Here is a 22,277-nt window from a genome sequence, read left to right as displayed (position 1 = left end):
CGACCACATGCGAGCGTCCCGCACCCAGCCTGCCGCGTGAAGGGGGAGTGGCCCGATCGGCTCACCCTTCGGCGCGTTGCGGGCGTCTGGTGAGGCGGGCGTGCAGGGAGCGGGCGGCCGCGTCGGTGAGGCAGGCGATCTGGTCGATGACCGCGCGTTTCCGCGCCCGGTCGTCGGGCGCCGCGTCGAAGATCGCCCGGAACTGCGGGTCCAAGCCCTCCGGGGCCCGGGCGCTCAGCGCCTCCGCGAGTTCGGCCAGGACGATGCGCTGGTCGGCCCGCAGACGCTCCTGCTCGTCGCGCTGCATGACGTACAGGTCGGCGACGGCCTTGAGGACGGCGCACTCGTTGCGCGCCTCGCGGGGGACGACCAGCTCCGCCGCGTACCGGGTGAGCCGGCCGGGCCCGTACGCCTCGCGGGTGGCGCCCTCCGCCGCCTGGCAGAACCGGCCGATCAGCTGGCTGGTGGCGTCCTTCAGCCGGGCCTGGGCGACGGCCGAACCGTCGTAGCCGTGCGGCCACCACTCCTGCTCCATCAGCCGGTCCAGGGCCTCGCGGAGTTCCTCGGGGGCGGTGTCGGAGGGCACGTACCGGCCGATCGCGACCTGCCAGATCGAGGTGCGCTCGGGTTCCGCGAAGAGCATGTTCGGGTCGAGGTGGCCGGCGTGCAGGCCGTCCTCGAAGTCGTGCACCGAGTACGCGACGTCGTCGGCCCAGTCCATGACCTGCGCCTCGAAGCACTTGCGGTCGGCGGGTGCGCCGCGCCTGAGCCACTCGAAGACCGGCAGGTCGTCCTCGTAGGCGCCGAACTTCACCGAACCCGGGTCCGTCGGGTGGTCGCCGCGCGCCCACGGGTACTTGGTGGCGGCGTCCAGGCAGGCGCGGGTCAGATTGAGGCCGACGCTCATCAGCCCGCCGCCCGCCGGATCGGGCACGAACCGCTTGGGCTCCAGCCGGGTCAGCAGGCGCAGCGACTGGGCGTTGCCCTCGAAGCCGCCGCTGTCCTTCGCGAACTCGTTGAGAGCCTCCTCGCCGTTGTGCCCGAACGGCGGGTGGCCCATGTCGTGGGACAGGCAGGCCGCCTCCACCAGGTCGGGATCGCAGCCGAGGGCCGCGCCGAGCTCGCGTCCGACCTGAGCGCACTCCAGAGAGTGCGTCAGCCGGGTACGGGGGCTCGCGTCCCAGTCGTAGGAGCGGGTGCCCGGGGTGACGACCTGGGTCTTCCCGGCGAGGCGGCGCAGCGCGGCGGAGTGCAGGACGCGCGCCCGGTCGCGCTGGAAGGCGGTGCGGCCCGGTTGTTTGTCGGGCTCGGGGGCCCATCGTTCGGTGGCGGCGAGGTCGTAGGACTCGTAGGCGGGGGGGTGTGCGGTGCCTTCCATGCTCCGACGGTAACCGCACCGGCCGACAAACCGGGAGATCCGTCTCGACGCGGCCCCTCAGGCCGTGGCCAGTTCGAGGGGCCGGGCCCGCCGGGCGAGGGCCTGTTCGTAGCGGAGCAGGACGAGCCGGGCGAGCGCCGGGTGGTCGCCGAGCGGGGCGGCGGCCGGACCGGGCGCGGCGGCCGCGCACGCGGCGGAGAACCGGCCCGGGGCGGCGAAGTACGAGGCGACCGCGATCCGGTGGTGACCCCGGGAGGTCAGCGCGCGGACGGCGTCGGGCACGCCCGGCGCCGCGGCGGAGGCGTAGGCCGGGACCACGGGCACCCCGTCGAGCCGCTCCGACAGCAGGGCGGCGGCGCGCCCGGTGTCGGCGGCGGAGTCCGGGTCGCGGGACCCGGCGGCGGCCAGCACCACCGCCGTCCCCGGGGTCCAGCCGGCCTCCAGGAGCCGCTCGTACAGGGCCTCGACGAGCAGCGGGTGCGGCCCGAGCGGGGCGGCGACGCGGACCCGCAGGTGTCCGGCGCGGGCGGCGGCCGCGGGGAGGTCCCGCTTGACGTGGGTGCCGCGGCCCAGCAGCAGCGGCACGAGGACCGCCTCCCCGCCCGCCGGCAGCCCGCTCAGGGCGTCGCCGAGGAGCGGCTGGTTCAGTTCGACGTGCCCGAGCCGGACGTCGAGGCGGGGGCGCAGCTCGCGGACCCGTTCGAGGAGGGCGAGGACGGTGCGCGGGGCGCGCGGGTCACGGCTGCCGTGGGCCACGGCGACGAGGGTGGGCTGCATGCGGGGGCTCCGTGGGCGCGTGGTGGGCGCAGGCCGCTGAGCTGCGTGCCGAGTTGTGAGGTGATCCGGGTCAGCAGCTCGGCCGCGCTGCCGAAGGGGAGGGCGAAGGGTTCGGGAGGGTGCACCGGCTCCGTCATGAACCGATCCTGGGGGTCGGAGGTTGCGCGGGCGTTGCGTCGGGGTGACGGGTGTTTACGGGCTGCTCACCGGCGGGTGTACGGCGCCGTGCGCGCGGCCCGGCCGCCGGGTCCGGGGGCCTTCGGACCGGGCCGTCGTCGGCCCCGGACGGCGGCCCCGGCGCGCGGCGCTCCGGCGGCCGGTGAAACCGTCCTCCTCCCGCGCACGTCCTGACCTGCGGGTGCGGCACCGGCCGCACACCGGCCGGCACGACCAGGGGGAACCTCATGCGCACACCGCGCCCGCACCGGATCGCGCGCGCCGCGCGGGAGTTGGTGCCGCGCACCGTCAGGGCCCGACGCCGACTCGTACGGCTGGTGATGGCGGCCTGCGTCCTCGCGCTGCTGCCCTCGGCGTGGACCCACGCGGTCGCCGCCGATCGGCTGCGGACCACGGCCGACGCGCCGCGGGCGGAGGTGGCCGTCGTGTTCGGGGCGGGCCTGCTCCACGACGGCCGTCCCACGCCGTACCTCGCGGACCGGCTCGACGCGGCCGTGGAGCTGTACCGCGCGGGGAAGGTGAAGGTGGTCCTGGTGACGGGCGACAACAGCCGTACCGAGTACGACGAGCCGAACTCGATGCGCGGCTACCTCACCGCCCACGGGGTGCCGGACGGCCGGATCGTCAGCGACCACGCCGGCTTCGACACCTGGGACTCCTGTGTGCGCGCCCGGGAGATCTTCGGCGTCGACCGGGCGGTGCTGATCAGCCAGGGGTTCCACATCCGCCGCGCGGTCGCGCTGTGCCGGGCGGCCGGCGTGGACTCGTACGGGGTCGGCGTCCAGGACGTGCACGACGCCACCTGGTACTACGGCGGGACCCGCGAGGTCTTCGCGGCGGGGAAGGCGGCGCTGGACGCCGTCTTCAAGCCGGAGCCGCGGTTCCTGGGGCCGAAGGAGGAGGGGGTGTCGCGGGTGCTGGCCGCTCTGGCAGACTGACGCCGCGATCGGCGTATGCCGATTAGTCATATACCAGTCTGTACGTCAGGGGTGTGGAACCGTGGCTGTTGTGGATCTGGGCGGCAAGGCCGTCGTCATCACCGGTGGGGCCCGAGGCCTGGGCGCGGCGGCCGCCCGGGCCGTCGTCGAGGGCGGCGGCCGGGTGCTGATCACCGACGTGCTGGAGGCCGAGGGCGCCGACACCGCGGCCGAGCTGGGGGACGCGGCGCGCTTCCTGCGGCACGACGTGACGAGCGAGGCCGACTGGGAGGCGGCGTTCGCGTACGCGGTCTCCGAGTTCGGTCGGGTCGACGGGCTCGTGAACAACGCCGGCATCTCCACCGGCCAGTTCCTGGAACACGAGAGTGTCGAGGACTTCCGCCGGGTGGTCGACATCAACCTGGTCGGCGTGTTCATCGGCATCAGGACCGCGATCCCGCTCCTGCGCGACAACGGCGGCGGCTCCATCGTCAACATCTCCTCCGCGGCCGGCCTGACCGGACTCGCCCTCACCGCCGGATACGGGGCCTCCAAGTGGGGCGTGCGCGGCCTGTCGAAGATCGGCGCCGTCGAGCTCGCCGAGGCCCGGATCCGCGTCAACTCGGTCCACCCGGGGATGACGCTGACCCCGATGACCGCCCCGATCGGCATCGCGGCGGGCGAGGGCAACTACCCCGGCGCCCCGCTCGGCCGGGTCGGCCTCCCCGAGGAGATAGCCGCCGCCGTCGCCTTCCTCCTGTCGGACGCCGCAGGCTACGTGACCGGCGCCGAACTGGCCGTGGACGGCGGCTGGACCGCGGGCCTGACCGTGAAGTACCTGACCGGCGGGTGACCGGACCGGCCGTCCCCTCACCCCGGCCCCCGGCCGGTGGTGAGGGGGCCGTCCGGGAGGCGTAACCGGGAGCGGCGGCCGGTGTAACACCGCCGACGCACGCTGGGGCGCATGCACACGCCGCAAGCCGCTCCCGGCGCCCCGATCGCCACGCACTGCCCGTACTGCGCCCTGCAGTGCGGGATGAACCTGCGCCCCGCGCCCGGCGGCGACGGCGTGACCGTGGAGGAGCGGGCCGAGTTCCCCGTGAACCGGGGCGCGCTGTGCGGCAAGGGCCGCACCGCCCCCGCCGTGCTGTCCTCCCGGGTGCGCCTCACCGAACCGCTCGTCCGCGACGACGCGGGCCGGCTCGTGCCGGCCGGCTGGGAGGAGGCCCTCGACAAGGTCGCCGAGGGCCTGGCCCGCACCCGCCGCAGCCACGGCAACGACGCCGTCGGGATCTTCGGCGGGGGCGGGCTCACCAACGAGAAGGCCTACGCGCTCGGCAAGTTCGCCCGGGTCGCCCTGCGGACCTCGCAGATCGACTACAACGGCCGCTTCTGCATGTCCTCGGCGGCAGCCGCGCACCAGCGGGCCTTCGGCCTCGACCGCGGACTGCCCTTCCCGCTGGAGGACGTGCCCCGCACCGGCTGCGTGATCCTCGTCGGCTCCAACCCGGCCGAGACCATGCCCCCCGCCCTGCGCTTCCTCACCGAGCTGAAGGCGAACGGCGGCACCCTGATCGTCGTCGACCCGCGCCGCACCCGCACCGCGGAACTGGCCGACCTGCACCTGGCGCCCCGCCCCGGCACGGACCTCGCCCTGGCCCTCGGCCTGCTGCACCTGATCGTGGCCGAGGGCCGCACGGACGAGGAGTTCATCGCCGCCCGCACCACCGGCTGGGAGGAGGCCCGGGCCGGTGCGATGGCCCACTGGCCCGAACTCGTCGAACGGATCACCGGCGTCCCCGTGCCCCGACTCCGCGAGGCCGCGGACCTGTTCTGCGCCCCCTCCACCGCCATGGTCCTCACCGCCCGCGGCCCGGAACAGCAGTCCAAGGGGACCGACACCGTCGGCGCGTGGATCAACCTGTGCCTCGCCACCGGCCGGGCCGGCCGCCCCCTCTCCGGCTACGGCTGCCTCACCGGCCAGGGCAACGGCCAGGGCGGCCGCGAACACGGCCAGAAGGCCGACCAGCTCCCCGGCTACCGCAAACTCACCGACCCCGCCGCCCGCGCCCACGTCGCCGGGGTCTGGGGCGTCGACCCCGACACCCTGCCCGGCCCCGGCCGCAGCGCCTACGAACTCCTCGACGCCCTCGGCACCGACGTCCGCGCCCTGCTCCTCATGGGATCCAACCCGGTGGTCTCCGCGCCCCGCGCCGGCCACGTCGAGGACCGCATCCGCTCCCTGGACTTCCTCGCCGTCGCCGACGTCGTCCTGTCCGAGACGGCCGCCCTCGCCGACGTGGTCCTGCCCGTCACCCAGTGGGCCGAGGAGACCGGCACCACCACCAACCTCGAAGGCCGGGTACTGCTGCGCCGACGCGCCCTCACCCCGCCGCCCGGCGTCCGCGGCGACCTCGACGTCCTCCACGGCCTCGCGGCCCGCCTCGGCGTGGAGAAGGGCTTCCCCACCGACCCCGAGGAGGTCTTCGAGGAACTGCGGCGCGCCTCCGAGGGCGGCCCGGCCGACTACTCGGGCATCACCTACGCCCGCATCGAAGCCGAACAGGGCGTCTTCTGGCCCTGCCCGGCCGGCTCGCCGGGCGCGCCCCGCCTCTTCCTGGACCGGTTCGCCACCGACGACGGCCGGGCCCGGTTCGTCCCCGTCGTCCACCGGGACGCCGCCGAGATGCCCGACGCGGACTACCCGCTGCTGCTCACCACCGGCCGGGTCGTGGCCCAGTACCAGTCCGGCGCCCAGACCCGCCGGGTGCCCGAACTCAACGAGGCCGCCCCCGGGCCCTTCGTGGAACTCCACCCGCGCCTCGCGGCCCGCCTCGGCATCGACGACGGCGCCCCGCTGGCGGTCGTCTCCCGCCGCGGCCGGGTGGTGGCCCCGGCCCGCATCACCGACACGATCCGCGCCGACACGGTGTTCATGCCGTTCCACTGGCCGGGCGAGGGCCGCGCCAACACCCTCACCAACCCGGCCCTCGACCCCGTCTCCCGAATGCCCGAGTTCAAGACCTGCGCGGTCCGGCTGGAGGCGGCCGGCGACACGCCCTAAGGGGCCTCGCCGGAGAAGGTCGGACGCAGGGCCGCCGCCAGGCGCGCGACGAACGCCTCCTCGCCCGGTCCGGCCAGGTGCGGGTACTCCGCCTCGAAGTGCTCCCACTCGGCGCCGACGTACCCGTTCGGAACGAGGAACTCGATGTGCTCCGGGCCCACCTCCGCGTTCGGGTGGGGCCACTCGCCCGCCTCCCGGAAGACCTCCTGCAAAAGGGAGTTCGGCAGCCGGTGGTGCTCCGCGAGCAGCACCGCGTCGTACAGGTCCTTGCCCTGCGGGTGCCGGTCGCTGATCAGCCACAACACCTTCCACGCCAGGGACAGCGCGGGCGTCGCCGCCAGGACCAGGGCCCCGCAGGCCAGTTCGACCGGCTCCGGCGGCCGCGCGAGCCGCTCGTTGAACACGAAGTCCAGCTGGACCTGCCCGGCCGGCAGCCCCGGCACGGACCACGGCAGCACCATCCGCCGTCCGGGCACCCGGTCGTACGTCCAGATGTCCTCGCAGACCGCGCCCGGGGCCCGGATCCCGGCCCGACCGTCGGCCGCCGCCGCGATCCCCTCCAACATCCGCCCGGTACGCGCCGATTCCATCGGCCACGTGTGCGGGACCACCACGAAGTCCAGGTCGCCCGGCTCCCGCGCCGCCTCCCCGAACCGGTCCGCCGGCAGCACGCTGCCGCGCAGCACGAGCGAGTCCACCCACGGCGACTCCGAGATCGACAGCAGTACGGCGTCCATCGCCGCCCGCCGCGCCGCCACCCAGGCGACCGTCCGGTCCGGGTCGTCGAACACCGGGTCCCCGGCCCGGTACGCCCGGAAGTTGTGCCGCAGCGACGGATCGAAGAGGGCCCGTTGGCGCACGTCGTCCCCGGCCACCGGCCGGAGCGTGCGCGGCAGGTCCCCCGCCACCCGCGTCCCCTCGTCCAGCGGCTCCCGCGGCAGGTGCGTGCTCCGCGTCCCGAACTCCCGCCACGAGCTCATCGCGGCACCTCCCCGGTCCCGATCCAGCCCTCGTCCACCGACAGGTCGCTGTCGTACAGCACGAACTCCCTCTCCTCCGAGAGGATCTCGTACCCGCATTCCACCAGGACGGAGATCAACGTGTCGCAGGCGGCCGTGGCCCCGGAGGCGGTGCCCCGGCAGCGCTGCGTGATGAAACGTTCGTGCAGACCGTCGGGACCCGGCAGGGTGCGGCGGGCGTTCCACGACAGGTGGGCCCGGTGCTCCATGACCAGCGTCTCCAGGGCCGCCCGGTCGTAGTCCGCCGGCAGCCGCAGCTTCAGGTGGTGCTCGTAGTAGCCGCCGCCCGGACCCGGGCTGTCCGTGGTCCACGGGACCGTCTCGACCTTGACCCTGACCGGGTCGAAACCCGCCGCCCGCAACTGCGGCACCAGCCGCTCGTGGCTCGTCCGGTCCGGCAGCGTCAACATCGGTTGGGAGAGCATCCGACCCCGGGCCAACAGGATGTGCGTGACCTTCAACTCCCGCGCCGCGGCCCAGGATTCGAGCCGCTCCAGCTCCACCGCGTCCGGGCAGCGGACCGTCACGTGGGTTTCGTAGGTTCCGTGCGAAGACATGACATCGATCATCTCGGACATGCGTCCGATCCGCATCGGGGTTCCCACCGGGGGGTAACCATCCGGTCACGCACCGGACTCAGAAAATGCTCGCACGCCCCTCGTGGCGGTGATGTGTCGTACCCCACACTGAGGTGCGGTGCCACCGTCCTCGGAGCCCTGGAGGTCGCCCCCGTGCAGTCCCGGACCCTGACCGCGAACGTGAGCCACCCCGCCGCCCCCGCCGCCGACGCGGACCCGGCAGACGACACCGAAGCCGTCGCCGCCGTCGCCGAAGAGCCCGACCCCGAGGCCGAAGCCGTGGACGACGAACCCGAGGCCCTGGAACCGGTCGACCGGGAGCCCGCGCCACGTACGCGCAGCAGGGACAACGCGGCCGGAGCGGGGCCGTCCGCGGACCTCTTCCGGCAGTACCTGCGCGAGATAGGCAGGATCCCGCTGCTCACCGCCGCCGAAGAGGTGGACCTCGCGCGGCGGGTGGAAGCGGGTCTCTTCGCGGAGGAGAAACTGGGCAGCACCCCGGACCTCGACTCCCGGCTGGCCCACGACCTCGACAAACTCGTCGTCATGGGCCGGATGGCCAAACGCCGCCTCATCGAATCGAACCTGAGGCTCGTCGTCTCCGTCGCGAAACGGTACGTCGGCCGCGGCCTCACCATGCTCGACCTGGTCCAGGAGGGGAACCTCGGACTGATCCGCGCCGTCGAGAAGTTCGACTACGCCCGCGGCTACAAGTTCTCCACGTACGCCACCTGGTGGATCCGCCAGGCGATGTCCCGGGCCCTCGCCGACCAGGCCCGGACCATACGCGTCCCCGTCCACGTCGTCGAACTCATCAACCGCGTCATCCGGGTCCAGCGCCGCATGCTCCAGGAGCGCGGCTACGAGCCCACCGCCGAGGAGGTCGCCGTCCACCTCGAACTGACCCCCGAGCGGGTCATGGAGGTGCTCCGGCTCGCCCAGGAACCGGTCTCCCTGCACGCCCCCGTCGGCGAGGAGGACGACGTCGCCCTCGGCGACCTGATCGAGGACGGCGACGCCGCCTCGCCCGTGGAGTCCGCCGCGTTCTTCCTGCTCCGCGAACACCTCGAAGCCGTCCTGTCGACCCTCGGCGAACGCGAACGCAAGGTCGTCCAGCTCCGCTACGGACTCGCGGACGGCCGGCCCCGCACCCTGGAGGAGATCGGCCGGATCTTCGGCGTGACGCGCGAACGGATCCGCCAGATCGAGTCCAAGACCCTCGGCAAGCTGCGCGACCACGCCTTCGCCGACCAGCTCCGCGGCTACCTCGACTGAAACGGGCAGGGGGCGCCCCGAAGGACGCCCCCACCCCGCTCGACCCCGCGGGTCAGTCGACCTCGGCCACCGCCTGCGCGAACTGCGCCGCGTACAACCGCGCGTACGCGCCGCCCGCTGCCAACAGCTCCTCGTGCGTGCCCTGCTCCACGATCGAACCGCTCTCCATGACGAGGATCACATCGGCGTCCCGGATCGTGGACAGCCGGTGCGCGATCACGAAGGACGTACGGCCGTGCGCCAGGCGCGCCATCGCCTTCTGGATCAGCACCTCGGTACGGGTGTCCACCGAGCTCGTCGCCTCGTCGAGGACCAGGATCACCGGATCCGACAGGAACGCCCGGGCGATCGTGATCAACTGCTTCTCGCCCGCGCTGACCCCGGCGCCCTCGTCGTCCAGCACCGTGTCGTAGCCGTCCGGCAGGGTACGGATGAACCGGTCCGCGTGCGCCGCCCGCGCCGCCTCCTGGACCTCCTCCCGCGTGACCTCGCGGGAGGCGCCGTAGGCGATGTTCTCCGCGATGGTCCCGCCGAACAGCCAGGTGTCCTGGAGGACCATGCCGATGCCGCCGCGCAGCTCCTCGCGGGTCATCTTCGCGATGTCCACGCCGTCCAGGGCTATCTCCCCGCCGGTCACCTCGTAGAAGCGCATCAGCAGGTTCACGAGCGTGGTCTTGCCGGCGCCCGTCGGGCCGACGATCGCGACCGTGTGACCCGGCTCCACCGTCAGCGAGAGGTTCTCGATGAGCGGCTTGCCCGGCTCGTACCGGAAGGCCACCTTGTCGAGGGTGACCTGGCCGCGCAGGACCTCCGGACGCTCCGGAACCTCCACGTCCGGCTCTTCCTCCTCCGCGTCCAGCAACTCGTACACCCGCTCCGCCGAGGCGACGCCCGACTGCACCAGGTTCGCCATCGACGCCACCTGCGTCAGCGGCATCGAGAACTGGCGCGAGTACTGGATGAAGGCCTGCACGTCACCGATCGACAGGGTGCCCGAAGCCACCCGAAGACCACCGACGACCGCGATCAGCACGTAGTTGATGTTCGACAGGAAGAACATCACCGGCTGCATGATGCCGCTGACCAGCTGCGCCTTGAACGAGGCCCGGTACAGCTCCTCGTTCTGCTCGGCGAAGACGGCCGCCGACTCCTCCTGCCGCCCGAACACCTTCACCAGCGTGTGGCCGGAGTACATCTCCTCGATGTGCGCGTTCAGCGCGCCCGTGGTCTTCCACTGCGCCACGAACTGCGGCTGCGACTTCTTGCCGATCCTCGCCGCGACGACCACCGACAGCGGAACGGTCACCAGCGCGACCAGCGCCAGCAGCGGCGAGATCCAGAACATCATCACCAGCACGCCGACGATCGTCAGCAGCGAGTTCAGCAGCTGCCCCATCGTCTGCTGGAGCGTCTGCCCGATGTTGTCTATGTCGTTCGTCGCCCGGCTCAGCACCTCGCCGCGCTTCTGCCGGTCGAAGTACGACAACGGCAGCCGCGACAGCTTCGCCTGCAACTCCTCGCGCATCCGGTAGACGGCGCCGTTCATCACGTGGTTCGACAACCGCGTCGCGACGAGCATCAGCAGACCGGCCAGCGTGAACACCAGCAGCGCCCACAGCGACACCACCCCGACCGCGCCGAAGTCGATGCCCTTGCCCGGCGTGAACGCGGTGCCCGACAGCATGTCGGCCATCCCGCCGTCACCGTTGGCGCGCATCCGCTCCAGCGCCTGCTCCTTGGTGACGCCGGCCGGGAACTCCCGGCCGACGATCCCCGCGAAGACCAGGTCCGTCGCGTTGCCGAGGATCTTCGGGCCGACGACCGCGCAGCCCACGCTGCCGACCACCGCCGCGACCATGCCCCACAGCTTCGCCCGGTCCTGCGCCAGCTGCCCCAGCAGCCGCTTGCCCGACCCCTTGAAGTCCATGGACCGCTCGGCCGGGCCCATCATCATCCGTCCTCCGGGCCCGCTCATGCGGCCTCCGCCTCCGTCAGCTGGGAGAGCACGATCTCCCGGTAGGTCTCGTTGTCGGCCATCAGCTCGTGGTGCCGTCCCTCACCCACGACCGCGCCCTCGTCCAGGACGATGATCCGGTCGGCGTCGCGGATCGTGGAGACCCGCTGCGCGACGATGACCACCGTCGCGTTCTCGGTCTCCCGGGACAGCGCCGCGCGCAGCGCCGCGTCCGTCGCGTAGTCCAACGCCGAGAAGGAGTCGTCGAAGAGGTAGATCTCCGGCCGCTGCACCAGGGTCCGGGCGATGGCCAGGCGCTGGCGCTGCCCGCCGGAGACGTTCGTACCGCCCTGGGAGATGGGCGCGTCGAGCCCGCCCTCCAGCTCGGAGACGAACTCCTTGGCCTGGGCGACCTCCAGGGCCTGCCACAACTCCTCGTCGCTCGCCCCGGGGCGCCCGTAGCGCAGGTTGGAGGCGATCGTCCCGGAGAACAGGTACGGCTTCTGCGGAACCATGCCGACCGTCCGGGCCAGCAGCGCCGGATCGATGCGGCGCACGTCCTCCCCGTCGACGAGGACCTCGCCGCCGGTCGCGTCGAACAGTCGCGGGACCAGGCCCAGCAGCGTCGACTTCCCGCTGCCCGTCGAGCCGATCACCGCGGTGGTCTCGCCGGGACGGGCCACCAGGTCCACCCCGCGCAGCACCGACGCCTCGGCCCCCGGATAGCGGAAGTCGGCGCCGCGCAGCTCCAGCCGCCCGCGCAGTGCCAGCTCGCGCACCGGATCGGTGGGCGGCACCACGCTCGATTCGGTGTCCAGGACCTCCTGGATGCGCTCCGCGCAGATCTCCGCGCGCGGCACCATCATGAACATGAAGGTGGCCATCATCACGGACATGACGATCTGCATCAGGTAGGCGAGGAAGGCCGTCAGCTGACCGATCTCCATGCCGCCGCTGTCGACGCGCATCGCGCCGAACCAGATCACGGCCACGCTGGACACGTTCACGACCAGGATCACGACCGGGAACATCAGCGCGAGCAGCTTGCCCGCGGCCAGCGACACCCCGGTCAGATCGGAGTTGGCCTCGCGGAAGCGCTCCTTCTCGTACGGGTCGCGGACGAAGGCGCGGATCACCCTGTTGCCGGTGATCTGCTCGCGCAGGACCCGGTTCACGGTGTCGAGCCGGTCCTGCATCTGCCGGAACAGCGGGCGCGTCCGGAAGACGATCGCACCGACCGACAGGCCGAGGACCGGCACCACGGCGAGCAGCACGCCGGACAGCTTCACGTCCAGGGACAGCGCCATCGCGATGCCGCCGACGCACATGATCGGCGCCGAGACCATCAGCGTGAACGTCATCAGGGCCAGCATCTGGACCTGCTGGACGTCGTTCGTCGTACGGGTGATCAGCGACGGGGCGCCGAACTGTCCCAGTTCCCGGGCGGAGAAGCTCTGCACCCGGTCGAAGACGGCGGCCCGGATGTCGCGCCCCAGCGCGGCCGCCGTGCGGGCGCCGTAGTAGACGGCCCCGATGTTGCAGACCAGCTGGACGAGCGAGACGCCGAGCATCAGGGCGCCGAAGCGCAGGATGTAGCCGGTGTCACCGTTGACGACACCGTTGTCGATGATGTCGGCGTTGAGCGTCGGCAGGTAGAGGCTCGCACTGGTCTGCAGCAGTTGCAGCAGCACCAGGGCGGCGATCGGTTTCCGGTACGGACCCAGATGGGTCCGCAGAAGTCGTATGAGCACGCGCAGGCTCCGGTCGGCAAGATCGAGGGGGTTCCCTCCATCTTGTGCCAACCGGCACCCCGATCCCCACCGGATTTCGTAAAGCCCGGTCAAAAGGAGGAGGGCGCCCGCGTCCCCGGACCTAGAACTGGAACGCGCCCGGGTGCAACTGCTCCCGGGTGGCGATGTACTGCTGGCGGACCGCCTGCCAGGTCGGGTAGTCCTCACCGGGCTCGAAGACCTGCGCCGCGGCGGCCGGCCAGATCGGGGGGGTGTGCGGGGCCAGCGTGCCCCGGTGCACCCCGAGCGCCCACGCCGCCTGCCGGGCCGCGCCCAGCGCCGCGTAGTCGGCCGGGGCCGGGACCACCACCTGCGTCCCGAACAGGCCGGGCGCCGCGAGCTGGACGGCCGGCAGGTCGGCCGCCGCGCCCAGCAGGAACACCCGCCGGATCCCGACGCCCCGGTGCCGCAGCACGTCGAGGGCGTCCACCAGCCCGCACAGCATGCCCTCGAAGGCCGCCCGCGCCAGGTGCTCGGGCTTCATCGAGTCCCGGCGCAGCCCGCTCAGGGTGCCCGCGGTGTGCGGCAGGTTCGGCGTCCGCTCGCCCTCCAGGTACGGCAGGAGCACGAGCCCGTGTGCACCGGGAGTCGACTTCAGCGCGAGCGCGCTGAGTCCTTCCAGGTCGGTGCCGAGCATGTCGGCGGTGCCCCGCAGGGCCCGCACCGCGTTGGAGGTGTTCACCACGGGCAGGTGCATGCCGCCCGCGTCGGCGAGGGAGGTGATCAGACCGCCCGGTTCCGCGAGGGCCTCGTGGTGGACGGCCATCACCGAGCCGGAGGCGCCCAGCGAGACCACCGCGTCACCCGGACCCAGACCCAGCCCGAGGGCGGCGGCCATCGTCTCGCCGGTCCCGGCGGAGATCAGCAGGCCCTCGGGCGTCATCCCGGCGGCCTCGGCCGGGCCGAGCACCTCGGGCAGCAGCGCCTGCCGGCCCAGCGCCAGCTCGACCAGGTCCGGACGGTACGAGCCGGTCGCCGCCGACCAGTAGCCGGTACCGGAGGCCCCGGCCCGGTCGGTGGTGCGACGGGCCGGCCGGCCGAGCAACTGCCAGACGAGCCAGTCGTGCGGGGACATCAGCACCGCAACCCGGCGGGCCGCCTCCGGCTCCGTCCGCGCCAGCCAGGCCAACTTCGCTATCGGCTGAGCCGCGTGCGGCACCGAACCCACGGCCTGGACCCATGCCTGCCGCCCGCCGAGCGCCTCGACCAGATCCGCCGCGGCGACCTGCCCGCGCTTGTCGTTGCCGACGAGCGCGGGACGTACGAGTGCGCCCTGCGAGTCCAGCGGCAGGACGCCCTGCTGCTGCGCCGAGACGCCGATCGCCTCGACGCCCTCCAGCAGCCCGCCGCCCGCGGCCTCGCCGAGGGACAGCAGCCACGCCTGCGGATCGGTTTCGTGGGGGACCGTCTCACCGGCGGACTGCGGATGGGGCGCGTAGCCCTGGCGCAGCACGGCGCCCGTGTCCGCGTCGCAGACGACGATGCGAGTGAAGGTGGAACTGCTGTCCAGTCCGGCGACTATCCCCATGCGGAGAATTCTGCCGCACGCCGCGCCGGGCTCCCGCGCGGACTCCGTCCCACCCGCACCCGGGGCTCAGGTGTTGCTCGTGCCCCACTCGTCCTCGGTGCCCGCGCCGCTCCCGACGCGGCCCCGCAGGGTCCGCACGCGCTCGGTCAGCGAGTCCGGTACGGCGTCGCCGACCTTCTGGCTCACCGCGGCGAAGGCCTTGCCGGCGACCTGGCGCCCGCTCTGACCGGCCGTTTCGGCGGCGTTGCGCACCACTGGGTTCTGCGCGACCTGGCGCGCGGACTTCTTCAGCTGCTCGTAGCGCTCGCGTCCCGCCCGTGTTCCGAGGACGTATCCGAGGGCCAGTCCGACCACGAACGTGACCTTGTACCGCATGCCTGCCACCCTTCGTCGTGTGGTGCCCGGCCCGCTGGCGATACCGATTGGCGGAGCACCCCCCTGCTTGCGCTAATCTATGACTCGCAACGAGCGCTCGCCCCCCGGCAAGGCCGGAGGTGGGCCGTTCGATGCACCCGCAGCAATCCCCTGTAGCTCAATTGGCAGAGCAGCCGACTGTTAATCGGCAGGTTACTGGTTCGAGTCCAGTCGGGGGAGCGCGGTCCCCTGTAGCTCAATTGGCAGAGCAGCCGACTGTTAATCGGCAGGTTACTGGTTCGAGTCCAGTCGGGGGAGCAAAGAAGAAGGGGACCCGGGTGGGTCCTCTTTTTTTTGCCCGGACCCTGGAACCGGGCAGCACTCAACGCGGTCTCTCTGAACAGCGAAGCCGATCATGCGAGGCATCCGAGGCAGGAGATCGTATGAGCGGCTATGCTGCGGCAGACGGCGCGCACACATGTACGCGCCACGCCGTAAAGGGGCGGTAGCTCAGCCGGTTAGAGCAGCGGACTCATAATCCGTCGGCCGTGGGTTCGAGTCCCACCCGCCCCACTGCGGAGCAGGTGTGCAGAAACGATAAGGCGGTCCTTCGGGGCCGCCTTTCGCGTGTTCCGGGCCGTGTTCCGGCGCCCGGTCCGGTGCGGCCGCGGGCGCCGGGGGCGGCCGGGGCCGCACCGGGGGCGGGGCGGGCGATGACGGGGACTAGAAGTTCTCGGTCTCCTCCACCAGGTGGCGCAGTACGTCGTCGAGGTTCTGGCGGCGGGCGAAGGCGGCACGCTGGCGGGCGGCGCCCGAGCCGTCGCGCAGCAGTCCGCCCAGGGTCTTGGCCGCGTGGTCGAGGTCACCGGCGGCGGCCAGCTCCGGGGCGACCAGGTCGAGCAACGCCTCCGCCAGATCGGCGGCCGGGAGTTCGACCCCCGTGTACGGGTCCAGCCCGAAGCCCTCCAGGCCGTCGTGCGCGGCCCGCCAGCGCGCGAGCCGTAGGACGTCGTCCCGCAGGGCCGGCTCCGGCACCCGCTCCGTGATGTCGCGCAGGGCGGTGGCCACCAGGGCGCGGGCCAGCTCGGCCTGGAGGACGGCCGTGTCGATGTCCGGGGACATGTCGGGCGCCCGGATTTCGAGCGTGGGCCAGTTCCCGGAGGGGCGGAGGTCCCAATAGACCATCTTGGTGTCCAGGGCCGCCCCGGAGCCGAGCAGGGTCTGCACCGAGCGCCGGAAGTGGGCCGTGGACGTGAAGTGCGGGGGCGGACCGGCGGAGGGCCAGCCCGACCAGGCCATGGCCCGCCAACTGGAGTGGCCGGTGTCGCGGCCGCCCCAGAAGGGGGAGTTGGCCGCCAGCGCGATCAGCGTGGGCAGCCAAGGTCTGACCCGGTTCGACACCGCCACGGCCGTGTCCACGTCGAGGGTGCCGATGTGGACGTGGCGTCCGCAGCTGACCAGGGTGTCGGTCAGGGCGCCGAAGCGGCGGTGCTGCTCGCGTTGGCGCGGCTCGTCGTCGGTCAGGTGCAGCGGCCCCTCCAGGGCCACGACCGGCGAGGGCGCCGCGAGCAGCCGGCAGCCGTGCGCGCGGGCGGCCCGGGCGAGGGTGCGCCGCAGGGCGGCGAGCTCCTCGCGCAGGGTGACCGCGGAATCGGCGACCGGGGTGGAGATCTCCACCTGGTACCGGGTCCCCTCGGCGTGCAGTTCGTGGGGGAGTCCGGCCGCGGTGGCGAGGACGTGCTGAGCGGCGGGGACCACCCGCAGGGTGCGGGCGTCGACGAGGAGGAACTCCTCCTCGACCCCGACGGTGAGGGGGGAGGTGCGGCCTCTCGCGGTGCGCAGGCCGTGGCCCGTGGGGCCGGTGTCACTGGTGCTCGTGGTGCTGTTGCCAGGTTCGATCACTACGCCTCCCTGGACATACGAGTCTTTTCATCATGAGCCGAGCGGGAGTCGAGGAGGGTACGGCGATTCGGTCAAATGTCCGGTGATAGTGGCGGGTTAGCGGCAGGCTTCGGCCAGGCCTGGGGCGCCGGATCCGGGTGGGGAAGGCGTTGCGGATGTGTGAACAACGGCCGGCGGCCCCGGAGCCCCCCGGAGGCGGGTGGTTATCATCCGCTGTGACCGGTACCGCCTCTCCTCCGCAGCCCCGCCGACGGATATTCGCCGACCTGACGCCCCTGCGCGCCTCCGCCGACTACCGGCGGCTGTGGGTCGGGAGCACCATTTCCTGGCTGGGCCAGGCGATGACCGCGCTCGCCATCTCGCTCCAGGTCTACGAGATCACCGGATCCAGCTTCTCCGTCGGGCTGGTCGGACTCTTCTCGCTGGTCCCGCTCGTCGCCTTCGGTCTGTACGGCGGCGCCATCGCCGACACCGTGGACCGGCGCAAACTCGGCCTCTACAGCTCCCTCGGCCTCACCGGACTGTCCCTCGCCCTGGCCGGAGCGGCGCTGCTCGACTACCACCGGGTCTGGCTGCTCTACGCGGTCGTCGCCCTCCAGGCCGTCTGCGGGGCGCTCAACGGGCCCGCCCGGTCGGCCATGATCCCGAGGCTGCTGCCCAAGGAGCAGCTGCCCGCCGCCAACGCGCTGAACTCCGTCACCATGACCACCGGGATGATGGCCGGGCCCGTCCTGGGCGGTGTGATCGTCGGCTGGTGGGGCTACCAGGCGGCGTACGTGATCGACGCGGTTACCTTCGGCGCCGCCCTCTACGCGATGTGGCGACTCCCGTCGATGCTGCCCGAGGGCAGGCAGGGGCGGGCCTCGGTCATGGACGGGCTGCGGTTCCTCGGCACCCGGCCCAACATCCGGATGACCTTCTTCTCCGACCTGGCCGCGATGGTGCTGGCCCAGCCCCGCGCGCTGTTCCCGGCCATCGCCGTGCTCTGGTACGGCGGTGACGCCAGGACGGTCGGCCTGCTCGTGGCCGCGCCCGCCGTGGGGGCGCTGCTGGGCGGACTGTTCTCCGGCTGGCAGGGCCGGATCCGCAGCCACGGGCTGGCGATCCTGATCTCCGTCGCGGCGTGGGGGCTGGCCGTGGCCGTCTTCGGGCTGACCCGGAACCTGTGGGCCGGCCTGTTCTTCCTGGCCGTGGCCGGCTGCGCCGACACCGTCTCGATGGTGTTCCGCTCCACCATGCTCCAGGCCGCCACCCCGGACGGCATGCGCGGCCGGCTCCAGGGCGTCTTCATCGTCGTCGTCGCCGGCGGTCCCCGGCTCGGGGACTTCCTCGCCGGGACCGCCGCCGAGCTCACCTCACCGGCCGTCGCCATTACCGGCGGCGGGCTCGGCTGCGTCCTCGTCGTGGGCCTGCTCGCCGCCCGCTGGCGGAACTTCGCCCGCTACGACGCCCGCTCGCCGCAGGCCTGAGGCCCGGCTCCCGCGACCTACGCGTCCACCGGCTCGCGGGTGCGTTCCCCGCCCCGGTCCCCGGTGTTGCGGGTGCCGGTGGGCTCGAAGAGCAGGACCGTCACCTCCTCGTCCGCCACCGGCTGGTGCTCGACCCCGCGCGGGACCACGTACAGCTCGCCCGGGTGCAGGACGACCTCGCCGTCCCGGAGCCGGATCCTGAGGGTGCCGCTCACCACGAGGAACATCTCGTCGGTGTCCTCGTGGCTGTGCCGGACGAACTCGCCCTGGAGACGGGCCGCCTTGACCTCGTAGTCGTTGACGCGGGCGATCCGGCGCGGAGCCCACTGCTCGGTGAAACCGGCCAGTTTCTCGGCGATGTTGACCTTCTGTGTCGTCATGTGGACAGGCTGCCCCGGTGGGCGGGGCCGGTCTTGTACGTTCCTGACATGGCCGCCGCACCCCCGCGCAGTACCGTCTCCGCCTGGCGGCCGCCGGTCGCCGGCATCGCCGAGGTCTTCCACGCCCGGTTCACCGCGCACGCCTACCCGGCGCACGTCCACGACACCTGGACCCTGATGCTCCTCGACGGCGGCCGGGTGGACTTCGCCCTCGACCGCGAGCGGCACGGCGCCGGGGTCCGCGACCCGGTGATCCTGCTGCCGCCCGGCGTGGCCCACGACGGCCGGACCGTCACCGAGACGGGCTTCCGCAAACGGGTCCTGTACCTCGACACCTCCGTCCTGCCGGAACGGTTGACCGGGGCCGCCGTGGACGCCCCGCTGCTGCGCGACCCCGCACTGGGGGCACGCCTGGACGGGCTGCACCGGGCCCTGGCCGACCCCGACCCGTTGGAGGCCGAGACGCGGTTGGCCTTCGTGGGGGAGCGGCTGCGCCGGTGGCTTGCGGGGCGGCGGCCCGCGCCGTACGAGGCCCCGGGCGCGGGGGTCGCCGTACGGCTGCGGGAACTGCTGGACGCCCGGCTGGTCGAGGGCGTCACGCTCGCGCAGGCCGCGGCCGTGCTGGGCGGCGTACACCCGACCCACCTCGTGCGGGCCTTCCGGCGTGCCTACGGGTTGCCGCCGCACGCCTACCTGATCGGACGACGGGTGGCCCGGGCGCGGGAGCTGCTGCTGGCGGGGACGCCGGCGGCGGAGGCGGCCACGGCGGCCGGATTCCACGACCAGGCGCACCTGACCCGCCACTTCGGGCGCCACGTGGGGATCGGACCGGCCGGATTCGCCCGTTCCGGCCGAATGTGAAGGGGAGTTGGCGGGTTCGTTGCGATGCCGTTGCCACCCCTTCCGTTTTATTTCTGTTCGACATATGACAGTTCGGCAGTCATCGCCCGCGCCGACGCGGACGATCCAGCAGGACCAGTCGAACCAGGAGGAAGGCCTTCATGCGCCTTCGCACGCTCGTCACCACCGCGGTGACCACCGCCGCACTCGCCGGAGCACTCGCCCCGCAGGCCGTCGCGGCCCCCGGGGGCCGCGCCTGCTCGCCCCACCTGTCGGTCGGGGGATTCTCCGACTCGCTCGACAAGAGCCTCCTCGACGGGCGGCTGGTCGGCGGCATCTCCGGCCTCTCCCTCGACCGCGACGGCTCGGTCGCCGCGATCTCCGACAAGTCGGCGCTCTACCGCCTCAAGGTCGCCCGCGGCGACACCCCGACGGCCACGGCCACCGCCCGGCTGCCCCTCACGGACGGCGCCGGGAAGGCGCTCGACTCCGAGGGAGTGGTCGTCGACCGTGACGGCACCTACCTCGTCACCGACGAGAACGCCCCCGCCATCCGCCGCCACAGCCGCACCGGCCAGGTCCTCGCCACCCTGCCCGTCCCGCCCGCGTTCCGGCTCGCGCCCCAGGGCCGGGCCACCGTGAACCAGACCTTCGAATCGCTCACCCTGCTGCCGGGCGGCCGCACCCTGGTCGCCGGGGTCGAGGGCCCCCTCGCCGGCGACGGCAAGGACGCGCAGGGCCGCACCCTGCAACGCGTCCAGACCTGGGAGCGCGGCCGGGACGGACAGTTCGTGCTCGGGCGCCAGTACGCCTACCCCGTCGACGCCGGCCACGGCCTGGTCGAGCTCGCGCCGACCCGCGACGGGCGGCTGATCGTGCTGGAACGCGGCTTCACCCAACAGTTCGCCATCACCGTGCGGCTGTACGTCGCCGACCCGCTCGGCGCGAGCGACACCACGAAGGTCGACACCCTCACCGCCGGCCCCGGCCTGCGGGTCGCCCGCAAGACGCCGATCGGCGACCTGAACGACTGCCCGACGCTCGGGGCCCCGTCGAAGCTGCCGCAGAACCACCCGCTGGTCGACAACGTCGAGGGCATGGTCGTCCTCGACGACGACAGCCGCGGCCGCACCCGACTGCTGCTGGCCAGTGACGACAACGAGTTCCCGCAGCAGATCACCCGGCTCTACACGCTGGACGTCCGCCTGCCGGCGCGGCGTCACCGGTAGGCCGTCCCCGGCCCGGTCCCTACGGCCCGACGACACCCCGGGCCACGCCGAGCGCCACCAGGTCCTGGGGACGGATGCGCAGCTGCTCCGCCGTCTCCGGGGCCCGGTCGGCGGGGCGCTTGAGGATGGCCGCCGCCAGCTCCGGGGCGATCACCGAGAAGTAACTGTCCGGGGTCACCCACGTGTTCCCGGGCGCGGCCAGCGCCAGCGCGCCGCCCGAACCGCCCTCACCGATCAGCAGGGTCGTCACCGGGACCGTCGCCGCGGCGAGCGCCGCGAAGGTGTCGGCGATGGCCGCGCCGGCCCCCGCGTGCTCCGCCGCGGCGTCGTTGGCCGCGCCGGGGGTGTCCACCAGGGTCAGCACCGGGATCCCGAGCCGGTCCGCGAGCCGCACCAGGCGGGCGGCCGTACGGTAGCCCGCCGGGCGGGTGGCGGTGCCGCACTGGGCGGCGTACGCCACGGCCCGCCCGTCCCGCAGCCCGAACCCGCACAGTATCCCCGGGTCGACGCCGCCGGCGCGGTCCCCGGAGAGCGGCAGCCACAGGTCGAAGTACGCCTCCAGGTACGCCTCGGCGCGGGGGCGGGCCGGATGCCGGGCCAGGAGGACGGCGTCCCAGCCGGTCGCGGGCGGCGACACGGCGGCCAACGCGGTCGGGGGCTCCACCGCCCCGGCCGGCCGGGGCGCGGTCAGCACGCGCAGCCAGTTCGCCAGCACCGTGGGCAGCTCCGCCGGCGGCACCACGGCATCGACGTGCCCGGCGGCGTACTGTCCCTCGGCGGTGTAGGCCGCCGGATCGGCGTCGGCGGGCCGAACCCTTGACCCGGCGAAGCCGACCTGCGCCCCCGGGAGCGCGAGCACCACGTCCGCGCCGGCGCCGAGGGTGGCCCACCCGCCGCCGGTCGTCGGATCGCGCAGCACCGCGATCTGCGGCAGGCCGGCCGCCCGGGTCCGTACGCACTGCGCGGCGACCCGCTGGAGCTGGGTCAGCGCGAGCATCCCCTCCTGCATCCGGGACCCGCCGGTGGCGATCAGCGACACCAGCGGCAGGCCGCGCTCCCGAGCGTGCCCGTACGCGGCTTCGAGCCGGTCCCCGGTGCGGTGCCCGAGGGACCCGCCGAGGAATCCGAACTCGAACGAGATCAGGCCGACTTCGCGGCCACCGATGCGGGCGGTGCCGGTCACTACGGACTCCTGCTCGCCGGTACGGGCCGTGGCCCGGGCCCGGGAGTCGTCGTAGCCGGCCCAGCCGAGGGGGCCGTCGGTCGGTGACTCCCCCGGCGGGGAGGGCAGTTCGGCGAAGCTGTCGGGATCCACGAGGGCGGCGATGGCGGCGCGGGCCGAGAGGCGGGTCGTCACCCCCACACCCTAGGCCCGCCCCCACGGAGCCCCCCAGGCCCCCGGGCCCCGCGCCTCAATCGCCGGCGGGGCTTGATGGGCCGGGTTGTGGAGCGGGGTTCACGGTGCAGGCCCCCGGGGCTCCGCCCCGGACCCCGCGCCTCAAACGCCGGCGAGGCTGGAGGGGTCGGCGGGGCTGGATGGGGCGGGGTCGGGGACGGGGTGGGGTGTCGGCCGGGACTCAAACGTGATTTGTTGGCGCGCGGTACCACTCCGCCAACGCAGCCCCGGACAGGGCGCCATAAATCAT

General features: G+C 73.2%; 18 protein-coding genes and 3 tRNA genes. 10 read left to right on the top strand and 11 right to left on the bottom strand.

From position 1 onward, the window contains the following. Positions 1 to 61: 61 nt before the first annotated feature. The gene (locus ACFVS6_RS19300) at positions 62 to 1,378 is read right to left on the bottom strand and encodes a deoxyguanosinetriphosphate triphosphohydrolase (RefSeq protein WP_389705206.1); all 1,317 of its coding nucleotides are present in this window, start codon (positions 1,376 to 1,378) and stop codon (positions 62 to 64) included. Between the two features lie 57 nt (positions 1,379 to 1,435). Then, the gene (locus tag ACFVS6_RS19295; RefSeq protein WP_389705205.1) at positions 1,436 to 2,155 is read right to left on the bottom strand and encodes a sirohydrochlorin chelatase; all 720 of its coding nucleotides are present in this window, start codon (positions 2,153 to 2,155) and stop codon (positions 1,436 to 1,438) included. Positions 2,156 to 2,559: 404 nt separating this feature from the next. Here ACFVS6_RS19295 and ACFVS6_RS19290 point away from each other — a divergent pair, with 404 nt between their 5' ends. From ACFVS6_RS19290 to ACFVS6_RS19280, 3 genes are all read left to right on the top strand, one after another. Next, positions 2,560 to 3,270: a vancomycin high temperature exclusion protein gene (locus ACFVS6_RS19290; RefSeq protein ID WP_389705203.1), complete on the top strand. Its 711-nt coding sequence runs from the start codon at positions 2,560 to 2,562 to the stop codon at positions 3,268 to 3,270. Between the two features lie 61 nt (positions 3,271 to 3,331). Beyond that, on the top strand, positions 3,332 to 4,102 hold the full coding sequence (locus ACFVS6_RS19285) for a glucose 1-dehydrogenase (RefSeq protein WP_389705201.1): 771 nt from the start codon (positions 3,332 to 3,334) through the stop codon (positions 4,100 to 4,102). 111 nt (positions 4,103 to 4,213) lie between these two features. Next, positions 4,214 to 6,313 (top strand): molybdopterin oxidoreductase family protein, encoded by a 2,100-nt coding sequence (locus ACFVS6_RS19280; protein WP_389705199.1) that lies wholly within the window; start codon positions 4,214 to 4,216, stop codon positions 6,311 to 6,313. On the opposite strand, the gene ACFVS6_RS19275 is transcribed toward ACFVS6_RS19280, so the two are convergent. Continuing rightward, on the bottom strand, positions 6,310 to 7,293 hold the full coding sequence (locus tag ACFVS6_RS19275; protein WP_389705197.1) for a nucleotidyl transferase AbiEii/AbiGii toxin family protein: 984 nt from the start codon (positions 7,291 to 7,293) through the stop codon (positions 6,310 to 6,312). The two genes, ACFVS6_RS19280 and ACFVS6_RS19275, sit on opposite strands and share 4 nt — an antisense overlap. Further along, positions 7,290 to 7,889 carry a hypothetical protein gene (locus ACFVS6_RS19270; RefSeq protein ID WP_389705195.1) on the bottom strand — a complete coding sequence of 200 codons (600 nt, stop codon included), beginning with the start codon at positions 7,887 to 7,889 and terminating at the stop codon, positions 7,290 to 7,292. Before ACFVS6_RS19270 ends, ACFVS6_RS19275 begins: the two co-directional genes overlap by 4 nt. A 174-nt stretch (positions 7,890 to 8,063) precedes the next feature. Here ACFVS6_RS19270 and ACFVS6_RS19265 point away from each other — a divergent pair, with 174 nt between their 5' ends. Beyond that, the gene (locus tag ACFVS6_RS19265; RefSeq protein WP_389705374.1) at positions 8,064 to 9,185 is read left to right on the top strand and encodes an RNA polymerase sigma factor; all 1,122 of its coding nucleotides are present in this window, start codon (positions 8,064 to 8,066) and stop codon (positions 9,183 to 9,185) included. Between the two features lie 52 nt (positions 9,186 to 9,237). Here the strand turns inward: ACFVS6_RS19265 and ACFVS6_RS19260 are convergent, their stop codons facing one another. From ACFVS6_RS19260 to ACFVS6_RS19245, 4 genes are all read right to left on the bottom strand, one after another. Then, positions 9,238 to 11,160 (bottom strand): ABC transporter ATP-binding protein, encoded by a 1,923-nt coding sequence (locus tag ACFVS6_RS19260; RefSeq protein ID WP_389705193.1) that lies wholly within the window; start codon positions 11,158 to 11,160, stop codon positions 9,238 to 9,240. After that, positions 11,157 to 12,890: an ABC transporter ATP-binding protein gene (locus ACFVS6_RS19255; protein ID WP_389705191.1), complete on the bottom strand. Its 1,734-nt coding sequence runs from the start codon at positions 12,888 to 12,890 to the stop codon at positions 11,157 to 11,159. Before ACFVS6_RS19255 ends, ACFVS6_RS19260 begins: the two co-directional genes overlap by 4 nt. A gap of 121 nt (positions 12,891 to 13,011) precedes the next feature. Next, positions 13,012 to 14,457, bottom strand: a complete 1,446-nt coding sequence (locus ACFVS6_RS19250; protein ID WP_389705188.1) for an FGGY family carbohydrate kinase — start codon at positions 14,455 to 14,457, stop codon at positions 13,012 to 13,014. Positions 14,458 to 14,523: 66 nt separating this feature from the next. Further along, positions 14,524 to 14,832, bottom strand: coding sequence for a YtxH domain-containing protein (locus tag ACFVS6_RS19245; protein WP_389705186.1), 309 nt, complete (start codon positions 14,830 to 14,832; stop codon positions 14,524 to 14,526). Between the two features lie 146 nt (positions 14,833 to 14,978). Between ACFVS6_RS19245 and ACFVS6_RS19240 the strand changes: the two genes are divergently transcribed. From ACFVS6_RS19240 to ACFVS6_RS19230, 3 genes are all read left to right on the top strand, one after another. Next, a tRNA-Asn gene (locus tag ACFVS6_RS19240) sits at positions 14,979 to 15,051 on the top strand. Between the two features lie 5 nt (positions 15,052 to 15,056). Beyond that, positions 15,057 to 15,129: transfer RNA gene (locus ACFVS6_RS19235), tRNA-Asn, on the top strand. 181 nt (positions 15,130 to 15,310) lie between these two features. After that, positions 15,311 to 15,384 (top strand) — tRNA-Ile (locus ACFVS6_RS19230). Positions 15,385 to 15,534: 150 nt separating this feature from the next. Here the strand turns inward: ACFVS6_RS19230 and ACFVS6_RS19225 are convergent. Then, positions 15,535 to 16,713, bottom strand: coding sequence for a glutamate--cysteine ligase (locus tag ACFVS6_RS19225; protein WP_389705184.1), 1,179 nt, complete (start codon positions 16,711 to 16,713; stop codon positions 15,535 to 15,537). A gap of 215 nt (positions 16,714 to 16,928) precedes the next feature. Here ACFVS6_RS19225 and ACFVS6_RS19220 point away from each other — a divergent pair, with 215 nt between their 5' ends. After that, positions 16,929 to 18,182 (top strand): MFS transporter, encoded by a 1,254-nt coding sequence (locus ACFVS6_RS19220; protein ID WP_389705182.1) that lies wholly within the window; start codon positions 16,929 to 16,931, stop codon positions 18,180 to 18,182. Between the two features lie 17 nt (positions 18,183 to 18,199). Here ACFVS6_RS19220 and ACFVS6_RS19215 read toward each other — a convergent pair whose 3' ends face one another. Continuing rightward, positions 18,200 to 18,562, bottom strand: coding sequence for a cupin domain-containing protein (locus ACFVS6_RS19215; protein WP_389705180.1), 363 nt, complete (start codon positions 18,560 to 18,562; stop codon positions 18,200 to 18,202). A gap of 48 nt (positions 18,563 to 18,610) precedes the next feature. Here ACFVS6_RS19215 and ACFVS6_RS19210 point away from each other — a divergent pair, with 48 nt between their 5' ends. Both ACFVS6_RS19210 and ACFVS6_RS19205 read left to right on the top strand, forming a co-directional pair. Then, positions 18,611 to 19,423 carry a helix-turn-helix domain-containing protein gene (locus ACFVS6_RS19210; RefSeq protein ID WP_389705178.1) on the top strand — a complete coding sequence of 271 codons (813 nt, stop codon included), beginning with the start codon at positions 18,611 to 18,613 and terminating at the stop codon, positions 19,421 to 19,423. A gap of 140 nt (positions 19,424 to 19,563) precedes the next feature. Then, on the top strand, positions 19,564 to 20,631 hold the full coding sequence (locus ACFVS6_RS19205; protein WP_389705176.1) for an esterase-like activity of phytase family protein: 1,068 nt from the start codon (positions 19,564 to 19,566) through the stop codon (positions 20,629 to 20,631). Between the two features lie 19 nt (positions 20,632 to 20,650). On the opposite strand, the gene ACFVS6_RS19200 is transcribed toward ACFVS6_RS19205, so the two are convergent. Further along, positions 20,651 to 21,988 carry a carboxyl transferase domain-containing protein gene (locus ACFVS6_RS19200; RefSeq protein WP_389705174.1) on the bottom strand — a complete coding sequence of 446 codons (1,338 nt, stop codon included), beginning with the start codon at positions 21,986 to 21,988 and terminating at the stop codon, positions 20,651 to 20,653. Between the last annotated feature and the right edge of the window lie 289 nt (positions 21,989 to 22,277).

It is taken from the genome of Streptomyces sp. NPDC057939, from assembly GCF_042887545.1.
Lineage (GTDB): Bacteria > Actinomycetota > Actinomycetes > Streptomycetales > Streptomycetaceae > Streptomyces.
The sequence above is the reverse complement of the archived record's forward strand: the minus strand, read 5'-3'. Positions and strand labels throughout refer to the sequence as shown.

Excerpts from the sequence above, each read along its gene's own strand:
- ACFVS6_RS19290 (WP_389705203.1), top strand. The coding sequence starts at position 2,560 with ATGCGCACACCGCGCCCGCACCGGATCGCGCGCGCCGCGCGGGAGTTG.
- ACFVS6_RS19300 (WP_389705206.1), bottom strand. The coding sequence starts at position 1,378 with ATGGAAGGCACCGCACACCCCCCCGCCTACGAGTCCTACGACCTCGCC.
- ACFVS6_RS19270 (WP_389705195.1), bottom strand. The coding sequence starts at position 7,889 with ATGTCTTCGCACGGAACCTACGAAACCCACGTGACGGTCCGCTGCCCG.
- ACFVS6_RS19245 (WP_389705186.1), bottom strand. The coding sequence starts at position 14,832 with ATGCGGTACAAGGTCACGTTCGTGGTCGGACTGGCCCTCGGATACGTC.
- ACFVS6_RS19260 (WP_389705193.1), bottom strand. The coding sequence starts at position 11,160 with ATGAGCGGGCCCGGAGGACGGATGATGATGGGCCCGGCCGAGCGGTCC.
- ACFVS6_RS19275 (WP_389705197.1), bottom strand. The coding sequence starts at position 7,293 with ATGAGCTCGTGGCGGGAGTTCGGGACGCGGAGCACGCACCTGCCGCGG.
- ACFVS6_RS19210 (WP_389705178.1), top strand. The coding sequence starts at position 18,611 with ATGGCCGCCGCACCCCCGCGCAGTACCGTCTCCGCCTGGCGGCCGCCG.
- ACFVS6_RS19250 (WP_389705188.1), bottom strand. The coding sequence starts at position 14,457 with ATGGGGATAGTCGCCGGACTGGACAGCAGTTCCACCTTCACTCGCATC.
- ACFVS6_RS19280 (WP_389705199.1), top strand. The coding sequence starts at position 4,214 with ATGCACACGCCGCAAGCCGCTCCCGGCGCCCCGATCGCCACGCACTGC.
- ACFVS6_RS19295 (WP_389705205.1), bottom strand. The coding sequence starts at position 2,155 with ATGCAGCCCACCCTCGTCGCCGTGGCCCACGGCAGCCGTGACCCGCGC.
- ACFVS6_RS19215 (WP_389705180.1), bottom strand. The coding sequence starts at position 18,562 with ATGACGACACAGAAGGTCAACATCGCCGAGAAACTGGCCGGTTTCACC.
- ACFVS6_RS19205 (WP_389705176.1), top strand. The coding sequence starts at position 19,564 with ATGCGCCTTCGCACGCTCGTCACCACCGCGGTGACCACCGCCGCACTC.